General features: G+C 47.8%; 20 protein-coding genes. 15 read left to right on the top strand and 5 right to left on the bottom strand.

The features are described 5' to 3' along the window. The 7 genes from FH968_RS18705 to dinB all read left to right on the top strand — a co-directional run bounded on the left by FH968_RS18705 (position 1) and on the right by dinB (position 5,896). Positions 1-1,239 (top strand): NADH:ubiquinone reductase (Na(+)-transporting) subunit B, encoded by a 1,239-nt coding sequence (locus FH968_RS18705; protein WP_139882260.1) that lies wholly within the window; start codon positions 1-3, stop codon positions 1,237-1,239. Continuing rightward, a complete protein-coding gene (locus FH968_RS18700) occupies positions 1,232-2,026 on the top strand; it encodes a Na(+)-translocating NADH-quinone reductase subunit C (RefSeq protein ID WP_139882259.1) in 795 nt (264 codons plus the stop codon). The genes FH968_RS18705 and FH968_RS18700 overlap by 8 nt, the downstream gene beginning before the upstream one ends. Continuing rightward, positions 2,019-2,657: an NADH:ubiquinone reductase (Na(+)-transporting) subunit D gene (locus FH968_RS18695; RefSeq protein ID WP_081908371.1), complete on the top strand. Its 639-nt coding sequence runs from the start codon at positions 2,019-2,021 to the stop codon at positions 2,655-2,657. Before FH968_RS18700 ends, FH968_RS18695 begins: the two co-directional genes overlap by 8 nt. 6 nt (positions 2,658-2,663) lie before the next feature. Beyond that, a complete protein-coding gene (gene nqrE, locus FH968_RS18690; protein ID WP_139882258.1) occupies positions 2,664-3,260 on the top strand; it encodes an NADH:ubiquinone reductase (Na(+)-transporting) subunit E in 597 nt (198 codons plus the stop codon). A gap of 12 nt (positions 3,261-3,272) precedes the next feature. Then, positions 3,273-4,496 carry an NADH:ubiquinone reductase (Na(+)-transporting) subunit F gene (gene nqrF, locus FH968_RS18685; protein ID WP_139882257.1) on the top strand — a complete coding sequence of 408 codons (1,224 nt, stop codon included), beginning with the start codon at positions 3,273-3,275 and terminating at the stop codon, positions 4,494-4,496. An 11-nt stretch (positions 4,497-4,507) separates the two neighbouring features. After that, the gene (gene nqrM, locus FH968_RS18680) at positions 4,508-4,732 is read left to right on the top strand and encodes a (Na+)-NQR maturation NqrM (RefSeq protein ID WP_139882256.1); all 225 of its coding nucleotides are present in this window, start codon (positions 4,508-4,510) and stop codon (positions 4,730-4,732) included. 108 nt (positions 4,733-4,840) lie between these two features. Then, the gene (dinB, locus tag FH968_RS18675; RefSeq protein ID WP_139882255.1) at positions 4,841-5,896 is read left to right on the top strand and encodes a DNA polymerase IV; all 1,056 of its coding nucleotides are present in this window, start codon (positions 4,841-4,843) and stop codon (positions 5,894-5,896) included. Between the two features lie 44 nt (positions 5,897-5,940). On the opposite strand, the gene pepD is transcribed toward dinB, so the two are convergent. Beyond that, positions 5,941-7,398, bottom strand: coding sequence for a cytosol nonspecific dipeptidase (gene pepD, locus FH968_RS18670; protein ID WP_139882254.1), 1,458 nt, complete (start codon positions 7,396-7,398; stop codon positions 5,941-5,943). Between the two features lie 265 nt (positions 7,399-7,663). On the opposite strand from pepD, the gene gpt reads away from it, so the two are divergent. From gpt to crl, 3 genes are all read left to right on the top strand, one after another. Beyond that, positions 7,664-8,122 (top strand): xanthine phosphoribosyltransferase, encoded by a 459-nt coding sequence (gene gpt, locus FH968_RS18665; protein WP_139882253.1) that lies wholly within the window; start codon positions 7,664-7,666, stop codon positions 8,120-8,122. 134 nt (positions 8,123-8,256) lie between these two features. Next, entirely contained in the window at positions 8,257-9,504 is a 1,248-nt protein-coding gene (gene frsA / locus FH968_RS18660) for an esterase FrsA (protein WP_139882252.1), read from the top strand. Positions 9,505-9,561: 57 nt separating this feature from the next. Continuing rightward, on the top strand, positions 9,562-9,963 hold the full coding sequence (gene crl, locus FH968_RS18655; protein WP_139882251.1) for a sigma factor-binding protein Crl: 402 nt from the start codon (positions 9,562-9,564) through the stop codon (positions 9,961-9,963). Positions 9,964-10,009: 46 nt separating this feature from the next. On the opposite strand, the gene ompC is transcribed toward crl, so the two are convergent. Beyond that, complete coding sequence (gene ompC, locus FH968_RS18650; protein ID WP_139882250.1) at positions 10,010-11,110, bottom strand: porin OmpC; 1,101 nt, start codon at positions 11,108-11,110, stop codon at positions 10,010-10,012. Between the two features lie 295 nt (positions 11,111-11,405). On the opposite strand from ompC, the gene proB reads away from it, so the two are divergent. Further along, complete coding sequence (gene proB / locus FH968_RS18645; RefSeq protein WP_139882249.1) at positions 11,406-12,509, top strand: glutamate 5-kinase; 1,104 nt, start codon at positions 11,406-11,408, stop codon at positions 12,507-12,509. Positions 12,510-12,519: 10 nt separating this feature from the next. Beyond that, positions 12,520-13,773 (top strand): glutamate-5-semialdehyde dehydrogenase, encoded by a 1,254-nt coding sequence (gene proA / locus FH968_RS18640; protein ID WP_139882248.1) that lies wholly within the window; start codon positions 12,520-12,522, stop codon positions 13,771-13,773. A gap of 158 nt (positions 13,774-13,931) precedes the next feature. Here the strand turns inward: proA and ampH are convergent, their stop codons facing one another. Both ampH and FH968_RS18630 read right to left on the bottom strand, forming a co-directional pair. Beyond that, on the bottom strand, positions 13,932-15,083 hold the full coding sequence (gene ampH, locus FH968_RS18635; RefSeq protein ID WP_223271341.1) for a D-alanyl-D-alanine-carboxypeptidase/endopeptidase AmpH: 1,152 nt from the start codon (positions 15,081-15,083) through the stop codon (positions 13,932-13,934). A gap of 177 nt (positions 15,084-15,260) precedes the next feature. Continuing rightward, the gene (locus FH968_RS18630) at positions 15,261-15,548 is read right to left on the bottom strand and encodes a hypothetical protein (protein ID WP_139882246.1); all 288 of its coding nucleotides are present in this window, start codon (positions 15,546-15,548) and stop codon (positions 15,261-15,263) included. Positions 15,549-15,979: 431 nt separating this feature from the next. Between FH968_RS18630 and lpxP the strand changes: the two genes are divergently transcribed. The 3 genes from lpxP (at position 15,980) to sbmA (ending at position 18,800) form a co-directional block, all read left to right on the top strand. Then, positions 15,980-16,906: a kdo(2)-lipid IV(A) palmitoleoyltransferase gene (gene lpxP, locus FH968_RS18625; protein WP_139882245.1), complete on the top strand. Its 927-nt coding sequence runs from the start codon at positions 15,980-15,982 to the stop codon at positions 16,904-16,906. Between the two features lie 56 nt (positions 16,907-16,962). Continuing rightward, positions 16,963-17,484: an isochorismatase family protein gene (locus FH968_RS18620; RefSeq protein ID WP_139882244.1), complete on the top strand. Its 522-nt coding sequence runs from the start codon at positions 16,963-16,965 to the stop codon at positions 17,482-17,484. A gap of 98 nt (positions 17,485-17,582) precedes the next feature. Continuing rightward, on the top strand, positions 17,583-18,800 hold the full coding sequence (sbmA, locus tag FH968_RS18615; RefSeq protein ID WP_139882243.1) for a peptide antibiotic transporter SbmA: 1,218 nt from the start codon (positions 17,583-17,585) through the stop codon (positions 18,798-18,800). A 38-nt stretch (positions 18,801-18,838) separates the two neighbouring features. Here sbmA and FH968_RS18610 read toward each other — a convergent pair whose 3' ends face one another. Beyond that, positions 18,839-20,374 carry a DHA2 family efflux MFS transporter permease subunit gene (locus tag FH968_RS18610; RefSeq protein WP_139882242.1) on the bottom strand — a complete coding sequence of 512 codons (1,536 nt, stop codon included), beginning with the start codon at positions 20,372-20,374 and terminating at the stop codon, positions 18,839-18,841.

Below are 20,374 nucleotides of genomic sequence, written 5' to 3'. Positions count from 1 at the left end.
ATGGGCTTGAAGCATTTATTTGAAAAACTAGAGCCGCACTTTACACAAGGCGGAAAGCTAGAAAAGTATTACCCGCTCTTTGAAGCGACGGCGACACTGTTTTACACGCCAGGCATCGTAACGCCTGGAGCCTCCCACGTTCGTGATGCAATCGATTTGAAACGCATGATGATCCTGGTGTGGTTTGCGGTGTTCCCAGCCATGTTCTGGGGCATGTACAACGTCGGTTTACAAACCATTCCTGCACTGAACAAAATGTACGCTGCAGAGCAGCTCCAGCAGGTTATTTCATCTGACTGGCACTATGTTGTGGCTCAGTGGCTAGGGGTGAACTTCACACCTGATGCTGGTTGGCTAAGCATGATGACCCTGGGAGCTGTTTTCTTCCTCCCTATCTATATCACTGTATTTTTGGTGGGTGGTTTCTGGGAAGTCTTGTTCGCCATCATCCGCAAACATGAAGTCAACGAAGGTTTCTTCGTTACCTCTATTTTGTTTGCGCTGGTAGTTCCTCCAACGTTGCCTTTGTGGCAAGCCGCACTTGGTATCACTTTCGGTGTGGTCATTGCTAAAGAGATCTTCGGCGGTACGGGTCGTAACTTCCTGAACCCTGCCTTGGCTGGCCGTGCATTTCTGTTCTTCGCATACCCGGCACAAATCTCTGGGGATTTAGTCTGGACTGCGGCTGATGGTTTTTCTGGCGCAACACCACTTTCCCAATGGGCGAACGGTGGAAGCGAAGGTTTGGTCAATGTTGGTACTGGCCAACCGGTCACCTGGATGGATGCTTTCCTTGGCAATATCCCGGGTTCTATCGGTGAAGTTTCAACACTGATGATCCTTATTGGTGGTGCGATTATCCTGTTTGGTCGTGTTGCTTCCTGGCGCATCGTTGCGGGTGTCTTGCTCGGTATGATTGCCACTGCGACCCTGTTTAACTTCATTGGTTCTGCAACAAATCCTCTGTTTGCAATGCCGTGGTATTGGCACCTGGTGCTGGGTGGTTTTGCCTTTGGCATGATGTTCATGGCTACAGACCCCGTTTCTGCCTCGTTTACCAATAAAGGTAAATGGTGGTACGGAGCACTCATCGGCGTGATGTGTGTATTGATTCGTGTTGTAAACCCGGCCTATCCAGAAGGGATGATGCTGGCGATTCTGTTCGCCAACCTCTTTGCACCATTGTTCGATTACCTGGTGGTGCAAGCCAATATTAAGCGGAGGAAGTCGCGTGGCTGAAGTAAAAAGTAACGATAGCATCGGCAGAACACTGCTGGTGGTGCTGGTGCTTTGCCTGGTGTGCTCAGTCGTGGTGGCGGGTTCAGCTGTTGGGCTTAAAGCTCGCCAGCAGGAGCAAAAAGCACTCGATAAGCAGCGCAATATCCTGGATGTTGCAGGCTTAGCAACACCTAAAATGACCGGTGAAGATGTCAAAGCAATCTATCAATCACGCATCACTCCGCGTTTGTTAGATCTTAAAAGTGGTGAGTTGCTGGATAAGGACTCGTCTAAATTTGACCAGGCAGCAGCACTGCGTGACCCTGAACAGAGCGTGACTCTTTCCTCAAGTGAAGACCGTGCCGGGATAAAATATCGCAGCAATATCGTCGAAATTTATCTGGTTCGTGATGAGCAAAACAAAGTGCAGGAAGTTGTATTGCCTGTGTATGGCAAAGGTTTGTGGTCGATGATGTATGCCTTTGTTTCCCTGCAAACTGATGGCCGGACGGTAAAAGGCATCACTTACTACGATCAGGGTGAAACCCCAGGTTTGGGTGGTGAAATTGAAAATCCAAACTGGCGCGCTCAGTGGATTGGCAAAAAGCTAATTGATGATAGCGGGAAGCCTGCAATCCGCGTTGTAAAAGGTGGTGCGCGTCAGGGAGATGAGTACGGGGTAGATGGTTTATCCGGTGCCACACTGACTGCAAACGGGGTACAACACACTTTTGATTTCTGGATGGGCGAGCTCGGTTTTGGACCCTTCCTGAAACATGTTCGTGAAGGAGCGCTCAACAATGGCTGATATTTCAGACATGAAAGAGGTTAAACGGGTACTGGTTAGCCCGTTGGTGGATAACAACCCAATTGCCTTGCAAATACTCGGTGTCTGCTCGGCGCTGGCGGTGACGACGAAACTGGAAACGGCCTTCGTAATGACTATTGCGGTGACCGTGGTAACAGCGTTTTCCAGCATGTTTATCTCAATGATCCGCAACCTGATTCCAAACAGTGTCCGAATCATCGTGCAGATGGCGATCATTGCTTCATTAGTTATCGTAGTTGATCAGATTCTGCGTGCTTACGCTTACGAAATTTCCAAGCAACTGTCGGTATTCGTTGGCTTGATCATTACTAACTGTATCGTAATGGGGCGTGCAGAAGCCTACGCCATGAAGTCACCGCCACTGGCAAGCTTTATGGATGGAATTGGTAATGGCTTGGGATATGGCGTAATTCTGCTGTTGGTTGGCTTCCTGCGTGAGCTTATCGGTAGTGGTAAATTGTTTGGTATCACGGTGTTAGAAACGGTACAGAACGGTGGCTGGTATCAGCCAAACGGGATGTTCCTGCTGGCACCGAGTGCGTTCTTTATTATCGGCCTGTTGATATGGGCCCTGCGCACGCTGAAGCCTGCGCAGCAGGAAAAGGACTAACTGACTATGGAACATATGATTAGTCTGTTTGTGCGTGCCGTGTTTATTGAAAACATGGCACTCGCGTTCTTCCTTGGCATGTGTACCTTCCTTGCAGTTTCCAAGAAGGTTTCTACTGCATTTGGTTTAGGTATCGCGGTTACCGTTGTTTTAGGGATTGCCGTTCCGGCGAATAACCTGGTTTATAACTTGGTGCTTCGTGACGGTGCGTTGGTAGAGGGGGTTGACCTTAGCTTCCTCAACTTTATCACCTTCATTGGTGTTATTGCCGCACTGGTACAAATCCTTGAAATGATCCTCGATCGTTTCTTCCCGGCACTTTACAACGCGTTGGGTATCTTCCTGCCGCTTATCACCGTTAACTGCGCAATTTTTGGTGGCGTGTCGTTCATGGTGCAGCGCGATTATAGCTTTGGCGAATCAATTGTTTACGGTGTGGGGTCCGGTGTGGGTTGGATGCTGGCAATTGTCGCGTTGGCAGGTATCCGCGAGAAAATGAAATATGCCAATGTGCCCGCAGGATTGCGAGGCTTAGGCATTACCTTTATCACCACTGGATTGATGGCACTGGGCTTTATGTCATTCTCCGGTGTGCAGCTATAAGGGCGAAAACGTATGGAAATTATTCTTGGCGTGGTGATGTTCACGCTGATTGTTTTGGCTCTGGCTCTATTGATTTTGTTTGCCAAGTCAAAGCTTGTGAACTCCGGCGATGTGCTGATTGAGATTAACAACGAAGCAGACAAACAGTTTCATGCTCCGGCGGGTGACAAGCTGCTCAATACGCTCTCAAACCAGGGGATTTTTATCTCCTCTGCTTGTGGTGGTGGTGGTTCGTGCGGGCAGTGCCGTGTGACGGTTAAAGAAGGTGGTGGCGATATTCTTCCTACCGAACTTTCGCATATCACCAAACGTGAAGCGAAAGAGGGCTGCCGTCTTGCCTGTCAGGTTGCAGTTAAGCAGGACATGAAAATTGAGCTGCCAGAAGAGATCTTTGGCGTCAAAAAATGGGAGTGTGAAGTTATCTCCAACGATAACAAAGCCACTTTCATTAAAGAGCTCAAACTGCGTATTCCTGATGGCGACGTGGTGCCGTTCCGTGCGGGTGGTTATATCCAGATTGAAAGCCCGCCTCATGAAGTTAACTACCAGGACTTTGATGTTCCGCAGGAATATCGAGGAGACTGGGATAAGTTTAATATCTTCCGTTTCAAGTCTGTGGTTAAAGAACCCTGCGTTCGTGCCTATTCCATGGCGAACTATCCGGATGAGAAAGGCATTATCATGCTGAACGTGCGTATTGCTACACCGCCACCGAATGTGCCGGATGCACCTCCTGGCATCATGTCCTCGTATATCTGGTCGCTGAAAGCGGGCGACAAAGTGACGATTTCGGGGCCGTTTGGTGAATTCTTTGCCAAAGATACGGACGCAGAAATGGTGTTCATTGGTGGAGGCGCAGGTATGGCTCCAATGCGTTCACACATCTTCGACCAGTTCAAACGCCTTCATAGCACGCGTAAAATCAGTTTCTGGTATGGCGCTCGATCTTTGCGTGAGATGTTCTATGAAGAAGAGTTTGAAAAACTGGCACAGGAAAACCCGAACTTTACGTTCAATGTGGCGCTTTCTGATCCACAGCCAGAAGATAACTGGACGGGTTATACTGGCTTCATTCACAACGTATTGTTGGAAAACTATCTTCGTAACCATCCAGCGCCAGAAGACTGTGAGTTCTATATGTGTGGACCACCGATGATGAATGCTGCCGTTATCAAAATGCTTAAAGACCTGGGTGTTGAGGATGAAAACATCATGCTTGACGACTTTGGCGGCTGACGGGAGCGCTTATGCTGACAGTATTTTTAGCCACTTTCGTTATTTTTCTTCTGGTGATATTGGGTATGTCACTGGGCTTTATCGTGAAGCGCAAAACGCTTCAGGGTAGCTGTGGTGGCATTGCTGCACTTGGCATGGAGAAAGTTTGTAATTGCCCTGAACCGTGCGATGCACGCAAAAAACGCATCGCGAAGGCTGAGCGGCAGGAAAAACTTCAGCAAAACCGCATCTTGTAAGACTCTAAAAACCTCCCGTATTGTCGGGAGGTTTTCTTTTCTGAATACTTTCCTCTCGCAATAATTTAACTGTATACTTATCCAGTAATGTAACTGGTGTGAACAAGTATGCGTAAAATCATTCATGTCGATATGGACTGTTTTTTTGCAGCTGTAGAGATGCGTGATAACCCGGCGTTGCAGGATGTCCCACTGGCAATTGGTGGCAGTGCACAACGCCGTGGTGTCATCAGTACCGCAAATTACCCGGCCCGGAAATTTGGTGTGCACAGTGCTATGTCGACTGCGATGGCCCTCAAACTGTGCCCGCACCTGACGCTTTTGCCAGGGCGCTTTGACGCATACAAAGAAGCTTCAAATCACATCCGTGAAATATTTAGCCGCTACACTACACTTATCGAGCCACTGTCATTGGATGAGGCCTATCTGGATGTCACCGATAGCCTGAACTGCCAGGGTTCTGCAACGCTAATGGCGAAGGAAATTCGTCAAATTATTTCAGATGAACTTAACCTCACCGCTTCAGCGGGTATCGCGCCGGTAAAATTTCTCGCCAAAATCGCTTCTGACCTTAATAAACCCAATGGGCAATTCGTGATAACTCCTGAGGAGATCCCTGCGTTTTTGCAAACCTTGCCACTTGGAAAAATTCCGGGTGTCGGCAAAGTCACCGCGGGAAAACTAGAAAGTTTAGGATTACGTACCTGTGCTGATGTGCAGAAGACAGATTTGGCCTCGTTACTTAAACGTTTTGGTAAATTCGGCCGCGTGTTGTGGGAGCGAAGCCTTGGAATCGACGAGCGTGAGATAAACAGCCAGCGGCAGCGAAAATCTGTTGGTGTTGAAAAAACGTTGGCAGAAGATATCCATGAATGGCAGGAGTGTGAGGACATCATTGAACAACTTTATTTCGAACTTGAAAGGCGCCTTAAAAAGGTAAGACCCGATTTGCTGATTGCCCGCCAGGGTATCAAGCTCAAGTTTAATGATTTCCAGCAAACCACTCAGGAACATGTCTGGCCACAGCTAAACAAAGCCGATTTAATCACAATGGCGAAGAAAACATGGGAAGAGCGCCGAGGGGGGCGAGGCGTAAGGCTGGTGGGGTTACATGTGAGTTTACTGGACCCACAGATGGAACGGCAGCTGGTTCTCGGCCTATAAAAAAACCCTCTCAATGAGAGGGTTTAGATAAAAACGTATCAGAATTACTTAGTTGGAATTGCTTTGAGCAACTCAGTCAGCAAGATCCAGTATTGACCCACGCTTTCAATATGAACTTGCTCATCAGGGGAGTGTGGACCCGTGATGGTCGGCCCAATGGAAACCATATCCATATCCGGATACGGTTTCTTAAACAGACCACATTCCAGACCCGCATGGATAACCATGATATTCGGTGTCTTATTGAACAGCTTCTGGTAGGTTTCGCGAACCAGATGCATGACCGGTGAGTTCGCATCCGGTTGCCAGCCAGGGTAGCTACCCTTGGCAACAGTTTGTGCACCAGCAAGTTGACCCAGCGCATTGAGCATGCCAACAACATAGTCTTTGCCGCTATCAATCAATGAGCGAATCAGGCAGATGATTTCTGCGCTTTCGTCAGCCATTGTGACCACACCTACGTTCAGTGACGTTTCCACAACGCCTTTCACAGCGTCGGAATTACGGATAACGCCATTTGGTGTTGCATTGAGCAGACCCAGGAAGGTGTCACGGCTTTTGGAGGTCAGCGCTTTTTTGTCAGTCGTTACAGATTCAACCAGAACAGTGATGTTTTTCTCGACCGCTGCCAGTTCATTTTTCAGAATCGACAGGAACTCATTAGCCAAAGATTTCAGCTGTGCAGCTTTGTCCGCAGGTACTGCCAGGGTAGCAAAACCTTCACGTGGAATAGCGTTACGCAGCGTGCCGCCGTTCAGATCAATAAGACGAGCATCCAGTTCTGCGACATGAGCGAACAGGAAACGAGCCAGTAATTTGTTAGCGTTGCCCAGACCCAGATGGATTTCACCACCAGAGTGGCCGCCTTTCAGACCTTTGATAGTCAGCTTATAGGTTTCGTAACCCGCAGGGATTGCTTCACGTTGCAATGGCAGCGTGGAGATAAAATCAATCCCGCCTGCACAACCCATATAGATCTCACCTTCTTCTTCGGAGTCGGTGTTAATCAAAATATCAGCTTGCAGCCAGCCAGCTTGCAGACCAAATGCACCGTCCATACCGGCTTCTTCAGTCATGGTCAGCAGAACTTCTAGCGGACCGTGGGATACGGAGTCATCAGCCAGTACTGCTAATGCAGATGCCATACCGATACCGTTATCAGCCCCCAGTGTTGTACCACGGGCTTTAATCCATTCACCGTCAATGTACGGTTGAATCGGGTCTTTGGTGAAATCATGTACAGTGTCGTTGTTTTTCTGCGGCACCATATCAAGGTGAGCTTGCAGGACGACCGCTTTACGGTTTTCCATGCCAGTGGTTGCAGGCTTACGGATCAGGATATTACCGACCTGATCGCGCTCAACATGCAGGCCTTTTTCTTTTGCCCAGGACAGAATATGTTCCGCGAGTTGTTCTTCATGATAAGAAGGGTGCGGAATAGAACAGATTTTGGCAAAAATATCCCACAGCGGTTGCGGAGATAATTGAGACAATTCAGACACGATAAGTCCCCTTGACATCGACTCTGCTTACAGTTTTGGCTCGCAGAGAACAGGATTGATCTTAATGAAATACAACACAAGCAAGCTGTGTGTGCTGGCTTGAGAATACCACTATAACTAAGGCTCTGACGACCTTAAGCACGTAAAATCACGGCGGATAGACCTGCAACGCTGGTTTTTAGTGCGCCAGATCTCTATAATCTCGCGCAACCAAAACCCCTTTGAACATTTTTAAGCCGTTAATAACTGGCTGGGATAATTTCACATGAGCGAAAAATACATCGTCACCTGGGACATGTTGCAGATTCACGCGCGTAAGCTGGCAAGCCGTCTGCTTCCTGCTGAACAGTGGAAAGGCATAATTGCCGTTAGCCGTGGCGGCCTGGTTCCTGGCGCACTGCTAGCACGTGAACTGGGGATTCGTCATGTTGATACCGTCTGTATCTCCAGCTACGACCACAACAATCAGCGTGAGCTGACCGTGATTAAACGTGCTGAAGGTGATGGTGAAGGCTTCATCGTTATTGATGACCTGGTGGATACCGGTGGCACCGCTGTTGCTATTCGTGAAATGTATCCAAAAGCGCATTTCGTCACTATTTTCGCTAAACCTGCTGGTCAGCCTTTGGTTGACGACTATGTCATTGATATCCCGCAGGATACCTGGATTGAACAGCCGTGGGATATGGGCGTTGTGTTTGTACCACCATTGGCAGGTCGTTAATAGCCCCATAAAGCTATTAGCGAAGTTGTAGAATTTGCATTGATTTACGCCCGGCCTGGCCGGGCGTTTGTGTTATTTGGGTGCCGACAGAGTACAATAGCCTCATTCCTGACGTTTGTATGGAGGCAGAAACGATGTCGCAAGCCAATCTTAGCGAAATCCTGTTTAAACCACGATTTAAGCATCCCGAAACTTCGACGCTAGTTCGTCGTGTTCAGCATCACGCTGCCCCTGCAATCCAATCCGCTCTGGACGGCGCAACAGTCCCTCATTGGTATCGTATGATAAACCGTCTGCTATGGGTCTGGCGGGGTGTCGACGCGCGCGAAATAATCGAAGTGCAGGCTCGAATTGCGGCAAACCCAGCTGAACGTACCAATGACGATCTGTTTGATACCGTCGTGGGTTACCGCAGCGGTAACTGGATCTATGAATGGTCAAAACAGGCAATGATGTGGCAGCAACGGGCCAATCAGGAAACGGACAAAGAAAAAAGCGGCAAGTATTGGTTACAGGCTGCCAATCTTTATAGCATCGCGGCCTACCCACATTTGAAAGGTGACCAACTTGCGGAACAAGCGCAGGTCCTGGCAAATCACGCATATGAAGAAGCCGCTCCTCGTCTTTTTGGTGGCTTACGAGAACTTGAATTTGCTATTCCGGGTGGTGGTGCGATAACCGGGTTTCTCCATCAGCCAAAAGAAGGTGAAGGTCCGTATCCAACCGTGCTGATTTGCGGTGGTCTGGATGCGTTACAAAGCGATTACTACACATTGTTTGAGAAGTATTTTGCGCCCGAAGGTATCGCGATGTTAACCATCGACATGCCATCGGTAGGCTTTTCTTCAAAATGGAAACTGACTCAGGATTCCAGTCTTTTACACCAACACGTATTGAAAGCGTTGCCAAACATTCCGTGGGTTGATCATACCCGCGTCGCGGCATTCGGATTCCGTTTTGGGGCAAATGTTGCAGTGCGACTGGGTTATATCGAAGCGCCTCGCTTAAAAGCAGTTGCGTGTCTTGGACCGATTGTTCATAGCTTATTGAGTGATGCATCACGTCAGGCGCAGGTGCCGGAGATGTATATTGATGTACTAGCGAGCCGCCTTGGAATGCATGATGCGTCTGATACTGCGTTACGTGTGGAACTGAACCGCTACTCGCTAAAAACCCAAGGGCTATTAGGGCGCCATTGCCCAACGCCAATGCTATCTGGCTATTGGGCAAACGATCCGTTCAGCCCGGAAGACGACTCTCGTTTAATAACTTCGTCATCTGCCGATGGTAAGTTGTTAACGATCCCGTTTAACCCGGTGTATCGCAATTTTGATAAAGCGCTGAAAGAAATTACCGGATGGATCAAGCAGAGATTACGTTAATGATTTGCTAAATTTCATCGGTTTGGTAAAACAGTTGCTTCACAACAGGAGATCGCAATGACGTTACCGAGTGGACACCCGAAAAGTAGATTGATTAAAAAATTTGCCTCGCTTGGCCCTTATATCCGGGAAGAGCAATGTGAAGATAACCGTTTCTTCTTCGATTGCCTGGCTGTGTGCGTCAATGTGAAGCCAGCGCCAGAGAAGCGTGAGTTCTGGGGTTGGTGGATGGAACTGGAAGCACAGGAAAAGCAATTCACCTATACCTATAAGTTTGGGTTGTTTGACAAAGATGGTAAATGGACTGCTACCGCGGCCAAAGACAAAGAAGTGGATGAAAGACTCGAGCAAACAATACGTGGTTTCCACGTGCGCTTGCGAGATTTATTAAGCACATTGGGTCTTGATTTAGTGCCAGCGGAAGATTTTGCGGATAAACCTGTGAAATTATCAGCGTAGAAATAAAAAGCCCCACCGGTTAAAGGTGGGGCTTTTCGTTTATGTATTAGAACTGATAAACAAGACCTAATGCGACAATATCATCGTTGTTCAGTTTAAGTGCGTTATTGTCGCTCAGTTGGTTAATTTTGTAATCAACAAAAGCTGACATGTTTTTGTTGAAATAATAAGTGGCAGCGACATCAATATATTTTACCAAATCAGCATCACCTACGCCTTCAATATCCTTGGCTTTTGACTGGACATAACCCAGTGATGGACGCAGACCAAAATCAAATTGATATTGTGCAATGACTTCAAATGCTTGGTTTTTATTGGCAAAACCACTAACGTTTTTATTTATACCATTAATTGATGCGGTGCCTGAAATTGGTGTCATATTACGTGTTTCGGCATACATAGCGGCCAGGTAAACGTTATTCGCATCGTATTTCACGCCGGTAGTCCATGCTTCGGCATTGTCACCTTTACCGATAGCCTGATTTTTTTGCGCCAGAGTACGGTTGGAGTTAGCGTAACCTGCACCCACGCTCAGGCCTGTATCTCCAATATCGTAATTGAGGGAGCTACCAAAACCGTCGCCATTTTGTTTACTTGTTGTACGGCCATCATTCTCATTCTTGCCCTGGTACTGCAATGACAACTTCAAGCCATCAACCAAGCCGAAGAAGGTATTATTGCGATATGTGGCTACACCGTTGGCTCGGCCTGTCATGAAGTTGTCTGTTTTGGTATAAGAGTCATCACCAAATTCAGGCATCATATCGGTGTAGGAGGCGATGTTATACAGCACGCCATAGTTACGCCCGTAGTCGAAGGAACCGATATCACCCGCTTTTAACCCAGCAAATGCCAGACGAGTTTTTGTTGTATTAGCATCACCTTCAATTTTGTTGGCGGCAACTTGATATTCCCACTGACCAAAACCAGTCAGTTGATCATTAATTTGTGTTTGGCCTTTAATACCCAGACGGACATAAGATTGGTCGCCATCTACAGAATTATTATCGCTCATGTAGTGTTCAGCTTTTACTTTTCCATAAAGGTCGAGTTTATTGCCATCTTTATTATAAATTTCCGCTGCCTGCGAAGAAGTTGATGACGCCATAAAACCCAATACCATTAATGCCAGTGTGCTTTTTTTCATTTTCTCATCCCAATGATGTAAACGCGCTAAAATTTAATCGGGAAATATCCCGTTAAAAAACGCAGAGAGTTTTATCGCCTTGAGATTAAAGTTTTATGACAGAGTAAGAGAAAGTTTAAATAAACGTAATAATTTGTATTTGTCATAAATATGTAAAAACTTACCGCTATTTTAATTGATCCTTTACGTGAAGTTAGCCGTTTTCCTTATCAGGGCAGTTGGCAAGCTGCTTCAGTCCTGTTACAACGTCATCTGGCATTTTAATTTTCCAATTTCGTTGAAACGGCAGAGAATCATGAGTGACAGCCAGACGCTGGTGGTAAAACTAGGCACTAGCGTATTAACCGGTGGCTCACGCCGCCTGAATAGGGCTCATATTGTTGAGCTGGTGCGTCAATGCGCACAACTTCATGCCTCCGGGCATCGTATCGTTATTGTAACCTCCGGGGCGATTGCCGCGGGGCGTGAGCATTTAGGATATCCCGAACTTCCCGCAACCATTGCCTCAAAGCAATTGTTGGCGGCAGTAGGGCAAAGCAGGTTGATCCAACTTTGGGAACAGTTGTTTTCTATATATGGCATTCATGTCGGGCAAATGTTGCTGACACGTGCAGATATGGAAGACCGTGAACGCTTCCTGAATGCGCGCGACACCTTACGAGCGCTACTGGATAACAGCATCGTACCTATAATCAATGAAAACGATGCCGTCGCGACCGCAGAAATCAAAGTCGGTGATAACGATAATCTTTCTGCTCTGGCCGCTATTTTGGCGGGTGCAGATAAACTGCTTTTGCTGACTGACCAACAAGGTCTGTTTACTGCTGATCCTCGCAACAATCCGGCCGCAGAATTGATTAAAGAAGTTCACGGTATTGATGATGCTCTGCGAGCTATCGCCGGTGACAGCGTTTCCGGTCTGGGAACAGGCGGTATGAGTACAAAATTGCAGGCCGCTGATGTTGCCTGTCGCGCTGGTATTGATGTTGTTATTGCCGCGGGCAGCAAGCCCGGTGTCATTGGCGACGTGATGGCGGGAACACCCGTTGGGACGCGTTTCCATGCGCAACAATCACCGTTAGAAAACCGCAAGCGTTGGATCTTTGGCGCACCTCCTGCCGGCGAAATCACCGTAGACGATGGGGCTCTTGCGGCAATTCTTGAACGCGGGAGCTCTTTACTGCCTAAAGGTATTAAAAGTGTGAAGGGTAACTTTTCTCGAGGGGAAGTTATCCGCATTCGCAGTCTTGAAGGACGTGACATCGCCCACGGGGTATGCCGTTATAACAGCGACGCTTTACGCCGTATAGCAGGCCATCACTCTCAAGAGATCGATGAAATCCTCGGCTATGAATATGGCCCGGTAGCTGTCCATCGCGACGACATGATAGTTAACTAAGGAGCTGGCAATGCTGGAACAAATGGGCAAAGCCGCTAAAGCGGCTTCTTATAAAATGGCACTGCTCTCCAGTCGCGAGAAAAATCGTGCGCTGGAACGAATCGCTGATTATCTGGAAGCGCAGGCCGTTGGTATTTTAGATGCCAATGAACAAGACTTGGCCGAAGCGAAAGAAAATGGCTTGAGCGAAGCCATGTTAGATCGCCTGAAACTTACACCTGCACGTTTAAAAAGCATCGCCGATGATGTTCGCCAGGTTTGCAATCTTGCTGATCCCGTTGGCCAGGTGATTGATGGCGGTGTGTTAGATAGTGGCTTACGCCTCGAACGCCGTCGCGTTCCACTAGGTGTAGTTGGGGTGATTTATGAAGCTCGCCCTAACGTCACAGTGGATGTTGCTTCGCTTTGTCTGAAAACAGGAAATGCAGCGATTCTGCGTGGCGGAAAAGAAACCTGGCGTACAAATGCAGCAACAGTAAAAGTTATTCAGCAAGCACTTACCGAATGTGGATTGCCCTCTGCTGCAGTTCAGGCTATTGAAAGCCCGGATCGCTCTCTGGTGAATGAGTTGCTGCGAATGGATCGCTATGTCGACATGCTTATCCCACGCGGGGGGGCTGGCTTACACAAACTTTGCCGTGAACAATCCACGATTCCGGTGATAACTGGTGGCATCGGCGTTTGCCATATCTTTGTTGATGAAAGTGCCGAGTTTACTCCGGCGCTTAAAATTATTGTTAACGCAAAAACACAGCGCCCAAGCACCTGTAACACAGTCGAAACATTGCTTGTACACGAAGGGATTTCCGATACTTTCTTACCTGTATTGAGCCAGCAAATGGCTGATTCCGGCGTAACGCTCCATGCGGATGAACGATCTTTAGTGCTGTTGCAAAATGGACCAGCGGAAGTGCTTCCTGTAAAAGCGGAAGATTACGATGACGAATGGTTGTCGCTGCATTTAAATGTGAAAGTTGTCAGAGATATTGATGACGCAATCGATCATATTCGTGAGCACGGGACTCAGCATTCAGATGCGATTCTGACGCGTACGCTAAGTCATGCGAATCGCTTTGTGAATGAAGTCGATTCTTCTGCTGTTTACGTGAATGCCTCAACACGCTTCACCGATGGCGGCCAGTTTGGCTTGGGTGCCGAAGTGGCCGTAAGTACGCAGAAACTTCATGCTCGCGGCCCAATGGGGCTTGAAGCGTTAACCACTTACAAATGGATCGGTTTCGGCGACGATACTATCCGCTCGTAGATTACCTATTTATCCAGTAGGGCGTGAGTTGAGTACTGACTCATGGGAATTTGATTTACGTTCGCGTACTGGTGCTATTAGCTTTGTACAGAAAAGAACTCAAATATCGAGTTCAGTAATTGAGGAAAGCAGGTCGAGGTATCGACCTGCTTCACTTATCAAGACGCCGGACTAGCTGAAGAGGTAAATCCACTTAGCTCCGAAACTAAATCATTAACACCATCACTCATATTCACAAAACGAGTTAACGGTGAGCGGGTGATTACGACAAAAACCCCCACATTGCTTTGCGGAACCATTGCCATATAAGTGATAAAACCACCTCCGCCACCTGTTTTCTGCACAATTCCCGGTTTGCCATTTTTAGGTGCCATGTAAACCCATCCAAGCCCTAAAGCATCTGCTTTTCCTGGAACATCCATACCAATGACTTTGGTTAGCTGCGTACGTTGATAAATCAGCGTTTGCATTCTATCGGCTTGAGTATTGCGGCGGTGGAAATCAGAGCTCAGGAATTGCTGCATCCAACGCATCATATCGTCTGGCGTGGAATACACTCCGCCACTTCCAATTGCGGCGAGCGTATTATCGCAAGGGCTGGCGCCTTTTTCTGCCACCATCAGGCGCTTACATTGATCAGGTGAAGGTGTGAACGTGGTGTCCTTCATGCCCAGTGGGCGGGTGATTTGTTCTTCGAACAATGCAGGATAGGGTTTACCTGCAGCCTGAGCCAGCGCATCAGCGAGCAAATCAAAAGCAAGATTTGAATATGAGGCAATGGTGCCAGGTGCACTTTTCAAACTTGCAGTGGCGAGCCAATTCCAGCGTTGATCATGCATAGGCCAGGTAAAGACTGTTCTATGAGCCGCACCGCCAGGCTGTTCGCGAGGTAATGCACTGGTATGCGTTGCAAGATTGACCAGAGTTATAGGGTTGCCGTTGTAAGTCGGAACTCTGGCTCCAGTTGGCGCATATTTACTTAATGGGTCGTTGAGCTGAACTTTGCCTTGATCTAACATTTTTACCAGCATTTCACTGGTCATTAGTTTGGTCAGTGAAGCAATGCGGATAACGGAATCAAGTTGTGGACGTACGTTATTACCGGGGCGGGTTTCACCAAAGCTTCTGAAAACGCGTTGATTGCCATCAATCACCACCATTGCCATACCTGTAGCACCGCTGCCGAAATAAATATGATTGGCATAGCGGTCTGCAATCTCTGAAGCAAAAACAGGATCGGGTGAAGTTTGTGCAAAGCTCAAAATTGGCAGCGCAGCAATAACGAACGCAGCAAGGCGCGGGAGACGAATTTTCAACGCGGGTAACCCATTAACGAAGTGGAGCGATATTTATCGTATTTATACTACTCTATGGCGCTGCGCAAACGTGGAAAATGAGGAATGTGATAAGAAAAAGCGTAACGCGGCATTTCAGTGATTTTTTTGCTCAGAAATGCACCACAGTTTGTGGCCGTGGTGCATCCCACACTAATTAGATTTCTGCGTATCTTTTTGCATTACGTCGTCTGTGTTGCCGCCTTTTTTCAGCATCTTGTCGTCGCTTTTATGCTCTTTACGCATCTCATGGCCAGTTTCGCAGCCTTTTTTCATTTCATTGCCTGCGACGCGGCAGTCATCAATAATGTGACCCGAATTATTGAGTTGTTCTTTTTCTGCCTGAGCACCGGATGTGCTGGTGGCTGGATTCTCGGCAAATGCACCGGCACTTGCGAACAGAAGCGTGCTGAACAGTAGGGTGAAGGTAAGTTTTTTCATTAAGCCAGATTCCTGAAGTGTGTAGGGAAATCCCAATAAGTATTAGTTCAGATATCAGTTTTCGACAGGCAAAAGGTTAAAAATCATTCATTCGAAACCGCAATTATTTCTGCGTGTTGTCGTTAACTCCAAACACGTAGTTAAATGAGATAAATTTGCCCGGGAAAAGTCAAAATCAGACTCGTATGGAGTGTTTTTTGCACTAAATAAGTGCGTGTCATCTTAATGCTGACGTAACGGAACGAAATACGTAAAAAAAATGACAACATCTATACATGGCTTGATCAGAAAATGCGTATCATCAGAGCAACTATTATTGCATTGTTGCAACTATTACCGCCGTGTGGCGTCTTAGAGGCAGCATCTCGCTGTACCGCTAATGATTTACTTCCTTATGCGATACATACTAATTACGCATACAGAAGCTGAGAATGTCTAGTAAACCTCGATTTCGAACAGAGCTCCTCCACCCTCGCTATTGGCTGACCTGGTTTGGTGTGGCTATTTTGTGGCTGTGGGTGCAATTACCATACCCCGTACTGCTGAAAATGGGCGACTCCATCGGTCGTGCATCAATGCATTTTCTTAAACGCCGGGTTTCCATTGCCCACCAGAATCTTAAGCTTTGCTTTCCCGATTATACTGATGAGCAAATAGAAACCCTCGTTAAGCAGAATTTCTCTTCACTTGGTATGGGGTTGATTGAAACCGGCATGGCTTGGTTTTGGTCCGATGAACGCGTTCGTAAATGGTTTGATGTCAGTGGCCTTGAACACATCACGGCAGCTTGCGATAAAGGTAAAGGTGTTCTGGCTGTCGGTGTGCATTTTATGTCGCTGGAGTTGGGCGGAAGGGTGATGGGACTTTGCCGTCCGATGATGGCAATGTATCGCCCGCATAACAATAAAGCGATGGAGTTTGTTCAGACCCGTGGGCGTTCACGCTCCAATAAGGCCATGTTGGACAGGCGCAACCTGAAAGGTATGGTGAAAGCTCTTAAATCCGGCGAAGCAGTATGGTTTGCGCCGGACCAGGATTACGGCCCTAAAGGCAGTTCATTTGCGTCATTTTTTGCTGTACAGCAGGCTGCGACAACCAACGGAACCTACACGATTGCCCGCCTGGCAAAACCGGCTATTCTGACTATCGTACTGATCCGCAAGACTGATGGTACGGGCTATCAATTGGTCATTGGGCCTGAGTTTAGTGATTACCCGCTTGATGATGAGCAGGCCGCTGCAGAATATGTGAACCGTAAAATTGAACACGAAATCATGCGTGCGCCAGAGCAGTATCTGTGGGTACATCGCCGATTTAAAACCCGGCCAGTTGGGGCTCCTAAACTTTATACTAGTTAGAGCCAAAACAGGTATGTGCTACGCTCCAGTTTCACTCGTTTATTGAGAGCGTAATCATGCCTGTCCAACGTGTACTGATGGTTATTGATATGCAAAATGGGGTGTTTGAAGCCCCTCGTATTAATCGGGAAATCTGCACGACACGTATTAACCAACTGATCAATACCGCCGATAAAGTCATTTTTATCCAGCACACAGAAAAAGGGTTGGAAAAGGGGACGGTGGCGTTTGAGCTCTTACCTGAATTGCTACAACCTATTGATTCGCTTTATGTCACCAAAACAGCTTGCGATGCGTTTTATCGTACTGAGCTTGATGAAGTGCTCAATCGCCACCAGATAAGCGAATTTGTGGTCTGCGGTTGTGCAACGGATTATTGCGTTGACGCTACTATTAAAAATGGGGCCAGCCGTGGTTATGCCATGACGGTCGCCTTAGACGCCCATACCACAGCAAATCGTCCGGCAGCTCTTGCTGAAGTGTTAATCGAGCATTACAACGATGTCTGGCGTAACTTTACGATTCCGGGAAATACCCTGCAGGTAAAATCTACCGCAGACATCCTGAGCGAGTGGTAAAGCAGCACTTAACCTTACATCTCTTGATACAACATTCAGTGAGCCTTATTGTGCCGGGATAGTTATAACAATAAGAGTGCGTTTTCAGGAGTGCTGTAATGTTTAAATCGTTTTTCCCACGCCCGACAGCTTTTTTTCTGTCGGCTTTTATTTGGGCGATGATCGCCGTTGTTTTCTGGCAGGCTGGTGGAGGCAACTGGATTGAGCATATCACTGGTGCGGCTGGCGAAGTGCCAATCAGCGCAGCCCGTTTTTGGTCGATGGGATATCTGGTGTTTTACGCCTATTACGCACTTTGCGTGGGGGTATTTGCACTATTCTGGTTTGTTTACAGCCCACATCGTTGGCAGTATTGGTCGATTCTCGGCTCCTCACTGATAATTTTCGTGACTTGGTTTTTGGTAGAAGTCGGTGTGGCGGTGAATGCGTGGTATGCCCCATTCTACGATTTAATCCAGACTGCGCTAAGTTCCCCGCATAAAGTCACTATTGAGCAGTTTTACCATGAAGTGGGCGTATTTCTCGGTATCGCATTAATTGCAGTCATTGTAGGTGTGATGAATAACTTCTTCGTCAGCCACTATGTGTTCCGCTGGCGTACCGCAATGAACGAATACTACATGGAAAACTGGCAGCTACTGCGCAATATCGAAGGCGCGGCACAGCGTGTGCAGGAAGACACCATGCGTTTCGCTTCGACCCTGGAAGATATGGGCGTTAGTTTCATTAACGCAATTATGACGTTAATTGCTTTCTTACCCGTTCTGGTAACTCTGTCTACCCATGTACCTGACTTACCGATCGTGGGACATATTCCCTACGGTCTGGTCATTGCGGCCATTATCTGGTCATTGTTGGGCACCGGTTTGCTGGCAGTGGTCGGGATTAAACTTCCTGGCCTTGAGTTCAAAAATCAGCGCGTAGAAGCGGCATATCGTAAAGAGCTGGTCTACGGTGAAGATGATCCTTCTCGTGCTGCTCCGCCGACAGTTAAAGAATTGTTCGATGGGGTGCGCAGGAACTATTTCCGTCTCTATTTCCATTACATGTACTTCAACATTGCTCGTATTCTCTACCTGCAAGTTGATAACGTGTTTGGACTGTTCTTGCTGTTCCCATCAATTGTGGCAGGAACCATTACGCTTGGTTTGATGACGCAAATTACCAACGTATTTGGTCAGGTACGCGGCTCATTCCAATATTTGATAAGCTCGTGGACAACACTTGTTGAGTTGATGTCTATCTACAAACGTCTGCGTAGTTTTGAACGCACGTTGCAGGATATTCCTGTGGAAGCGGTAAACGAGTCAGTCTAAATAAAAAAGCGGGTGAACTATGTCACCCGCTTTTAGCGTTAATGCCCAGCAGCCGGGGCGCCAGGTGCACCTGAACGAATAAAAGGTGGACGGGCAAACCAGATAATCACAATCAGCCCCATAAACCCCCATCCTAAAATCCAGAAGTAGTCGATGGTTGACATCATATACGCCTGCTGCTCGATAGTTTTATCGACAAACGCCAGATGTTGCTGCGTCACTCCACCCATTTTATCCAGATAATCTACAGCCGAAGGGTTATAAATCGACACGCTTTCCGTCAGATTGGCATGGTGGAAAACTTCACGGCGTGACCAAATCCAGGTTGTCAGTGACGAAGCAAACGAGCCTCCCAGAACACGGAAGAATGTCGCCAGACCTGAACCTTCCGCCACTTCAGCACCATGAAGATTCGACAGGACTATGGTGGTTAATGGCATAAAGAAGAACGCGACCCCAATTCCCATAAACATCTGTACTTCGGCAATAGTGCGGAAATCAACGTTAGTATTGAACTGCGCACGGAACAGGCAAGATGCACCCATAATCAGGAATGACATTGAAGCCAGAATTCGTAAATCAACTTTCCCGGCGTAACGGCCAACTATTGGGGTCAACAATAACGGCAGGAACCCCATCGGTGCGGCGGCAAGTCCTGCCCAGATAGCGGTGTAGCCCATCTGCGTTTGCAACCATTGTGGCAGGATAATATTGATGGCAAAGAACGCCGCATATCCCAGCATTAACGCCGTGGTGCCAATAGCAAAGTTACGCTCTTTAAACAGACGTAAGTTCACGATCGGATGGCGCTCACCCAACTCCCAGATAACAAAAGCCACCAAGCCAATCGCCGAAATCACGGACATGATGATAATTTCTGGCGAGGCGAACCAGTCGAGATCGTTGCCTTTATCCAGCACCACTTGCAGCAACCCAACACCGATAACCAGCAACCCGATGCCGATGTAGTCAATAGGTGCGGTGGTGGTGGTTTCTTCACGCCCACGCATTTGCGTCCAGACGGTAATAGCTGCAAAAATGCCGATGGGGACGTTGATATAAAAAATCCACGGCCAGGAGTAGTTATCGGTAATCCAGCCGCCGGTAATGGGCCCAACAATTGGCGCAACCACGGTCACCATTGAAAGTAATGCCAGAGCCATCCCACGCTTCATGGGCGGGAAGATGACCAGTAACAGCGTTTGGCACATCGGGAACATGGGACCGGCGAAAAAACCCTGCATGGCACGGAAGATTATCAACTCAGTCATGCTGTGGGCGAAGCCACACAGAAATGAAGTGAGGGTGAACATCACTACGGATCCGATAAACAGTTTTAACTGCCCAAATCTCCGCGTAAACCAGCCAGTAAGTGGCAGGGCAATGGCATTACACACCGCAAATGAAGTGATAACCCACGTGCCTTGATCCGCACTGACACCCAGGTTCCCGGCAATTGTCGGCAATGCGACGTTTGCAATGGTGGAGTCCAGCACTTGCATGAAAGTTGCCAGCGACAGCGCGAGCGTCGCGAGCAGCAGACTGGGTGGCGTATAAGCCGCCTTATCTTGCAT

The sequence above is a fragment of the Buttiauxella sp. B2 genome (assembly GCF_006376615.1).
Lineage (GTDB): Bacteria > Pseudomonadota > Gammaproteobacteria > Enterobacterales > Enterobacteriaceae > Buttiauxella.
This window is presented reverse-complemented; position numbering and strand designations above follow the sequence as displayed.

Excerpts from the sequence above, each read along its gene's own strand:
- nqrM (WP_139882256.1), top strand. The coding sequence starts at position 4,508 with ATGCTGACAGTATTTTTAGCCACTTTCGTTATTTTTCTTCTGGTGATA.
- sbmA (WP_139882243.1), top strand. The coding sequence starts at position 17,583 with ATGTTTAAATCGTTTTTCCCACGCCCGACAGCTTTTTTTCTGTCGGCT.
- FH968_RS18630 (WP_139882246.1), bottom strand. The coding sequence starts at position 15,548 with ATGAAAAAACTTACCTTCACCCTACTGTTCAGCACGCTTCTGTTCGCA.
- frsA (WP_139882252.1), top strand. The coding sequence starts at position 8,257 with ATGTCGCAAGCCAATCTTAGCGAAATCCTGTTTAAACCACGATTTAAG.
- FH968_RS18620 (WP_139882244.1), top strand. The coding sequence starts at position 16,963 with ATGCCTGTCCAACGTGTACTGATGGTTATTGATATGCAAAATGGGGTG.
- proA (WP_139882248.1), top strand. The coding sequence starts at position 12,520 with ATGCTGGAACAAATGGGCAAAGCCGCTAAAGCGGCTTCTTATAAAATG.
- FH968_RS18695 (WP_081908371.1), top strand. The coding sequence starts at position 2,019 with ATGGCTGATATTTCAGACATGAAAGAGGTTAAACGGGTACTGGTTAGC.
- gpt (WP_139882253.1), top strand. The coding sequence starts at position 7,664 with ATGAGCGAAAAATACATCGTCACCTGGGACATGTTGCAGATTCACGCG.
- crl (WP_139882251.1), top strand. The coding sequence starts at position 9,562 with ATGACGTTACCGAGTGGACACCCGAAAAGTAGATTGATTAAAAAATTT.
- FH968_RS18705 (WP_139882260.1), top strand. The coding sequence starts at position 1 with ATGGGCTTGAAGCATTTATTTGAAAAACTAGAGCCGCACTTTACACAA.
- nqrE (WP_139882258.1), top strand. The coding sequence starts at position 2,664 with ATGGAACATATGATTAGTCTGTTTGTGCGTGCCGTGTTTATTGAAAAC.
- lpxP (WP_139882245.1), top strand. The coding sequence starts at position 15,980 with ATGTCTAGTAAACCTCGATTTCGAACAGAGCTCCTCCACCCTCGCTAT.
- nqrF (WP_139882257.1), top strand. The coding sequence starts at position 3,273 with ATGGAAATTATTCTTGGCGTGGTGATGTTCACGCTGATTGTTTTGGCT.
- proB (WP_139882249.1), top strand. The coding sequence starts at position 11,406 with ATGAGTGACAGCCAGACGCTGGTGGTAAAACTAGGCACTAGCGTATTA.
- dinB (WP_139882255.1), top strand. The coding sequence starts at position 4,841 with ATGCGTAAAATCATTCATGTCGATATGGACTGTTTTTTTGCAGCTGTA.
- FH968_RS18610 (WP_139882242.1), bottom strand. The coding sequence starts at position 20,374 with ATGCAAGATAAGGCGGCTTATACGCCACCCAGTCTGCTGCTCGCGACG.
- ompC (WP_139882250.1), bottom strand. The coding sequence starts at position 11,110 with ATGAAAAAAAGCACACTGGCATTAATGGTATTGGGTTTTATGGCGTCA.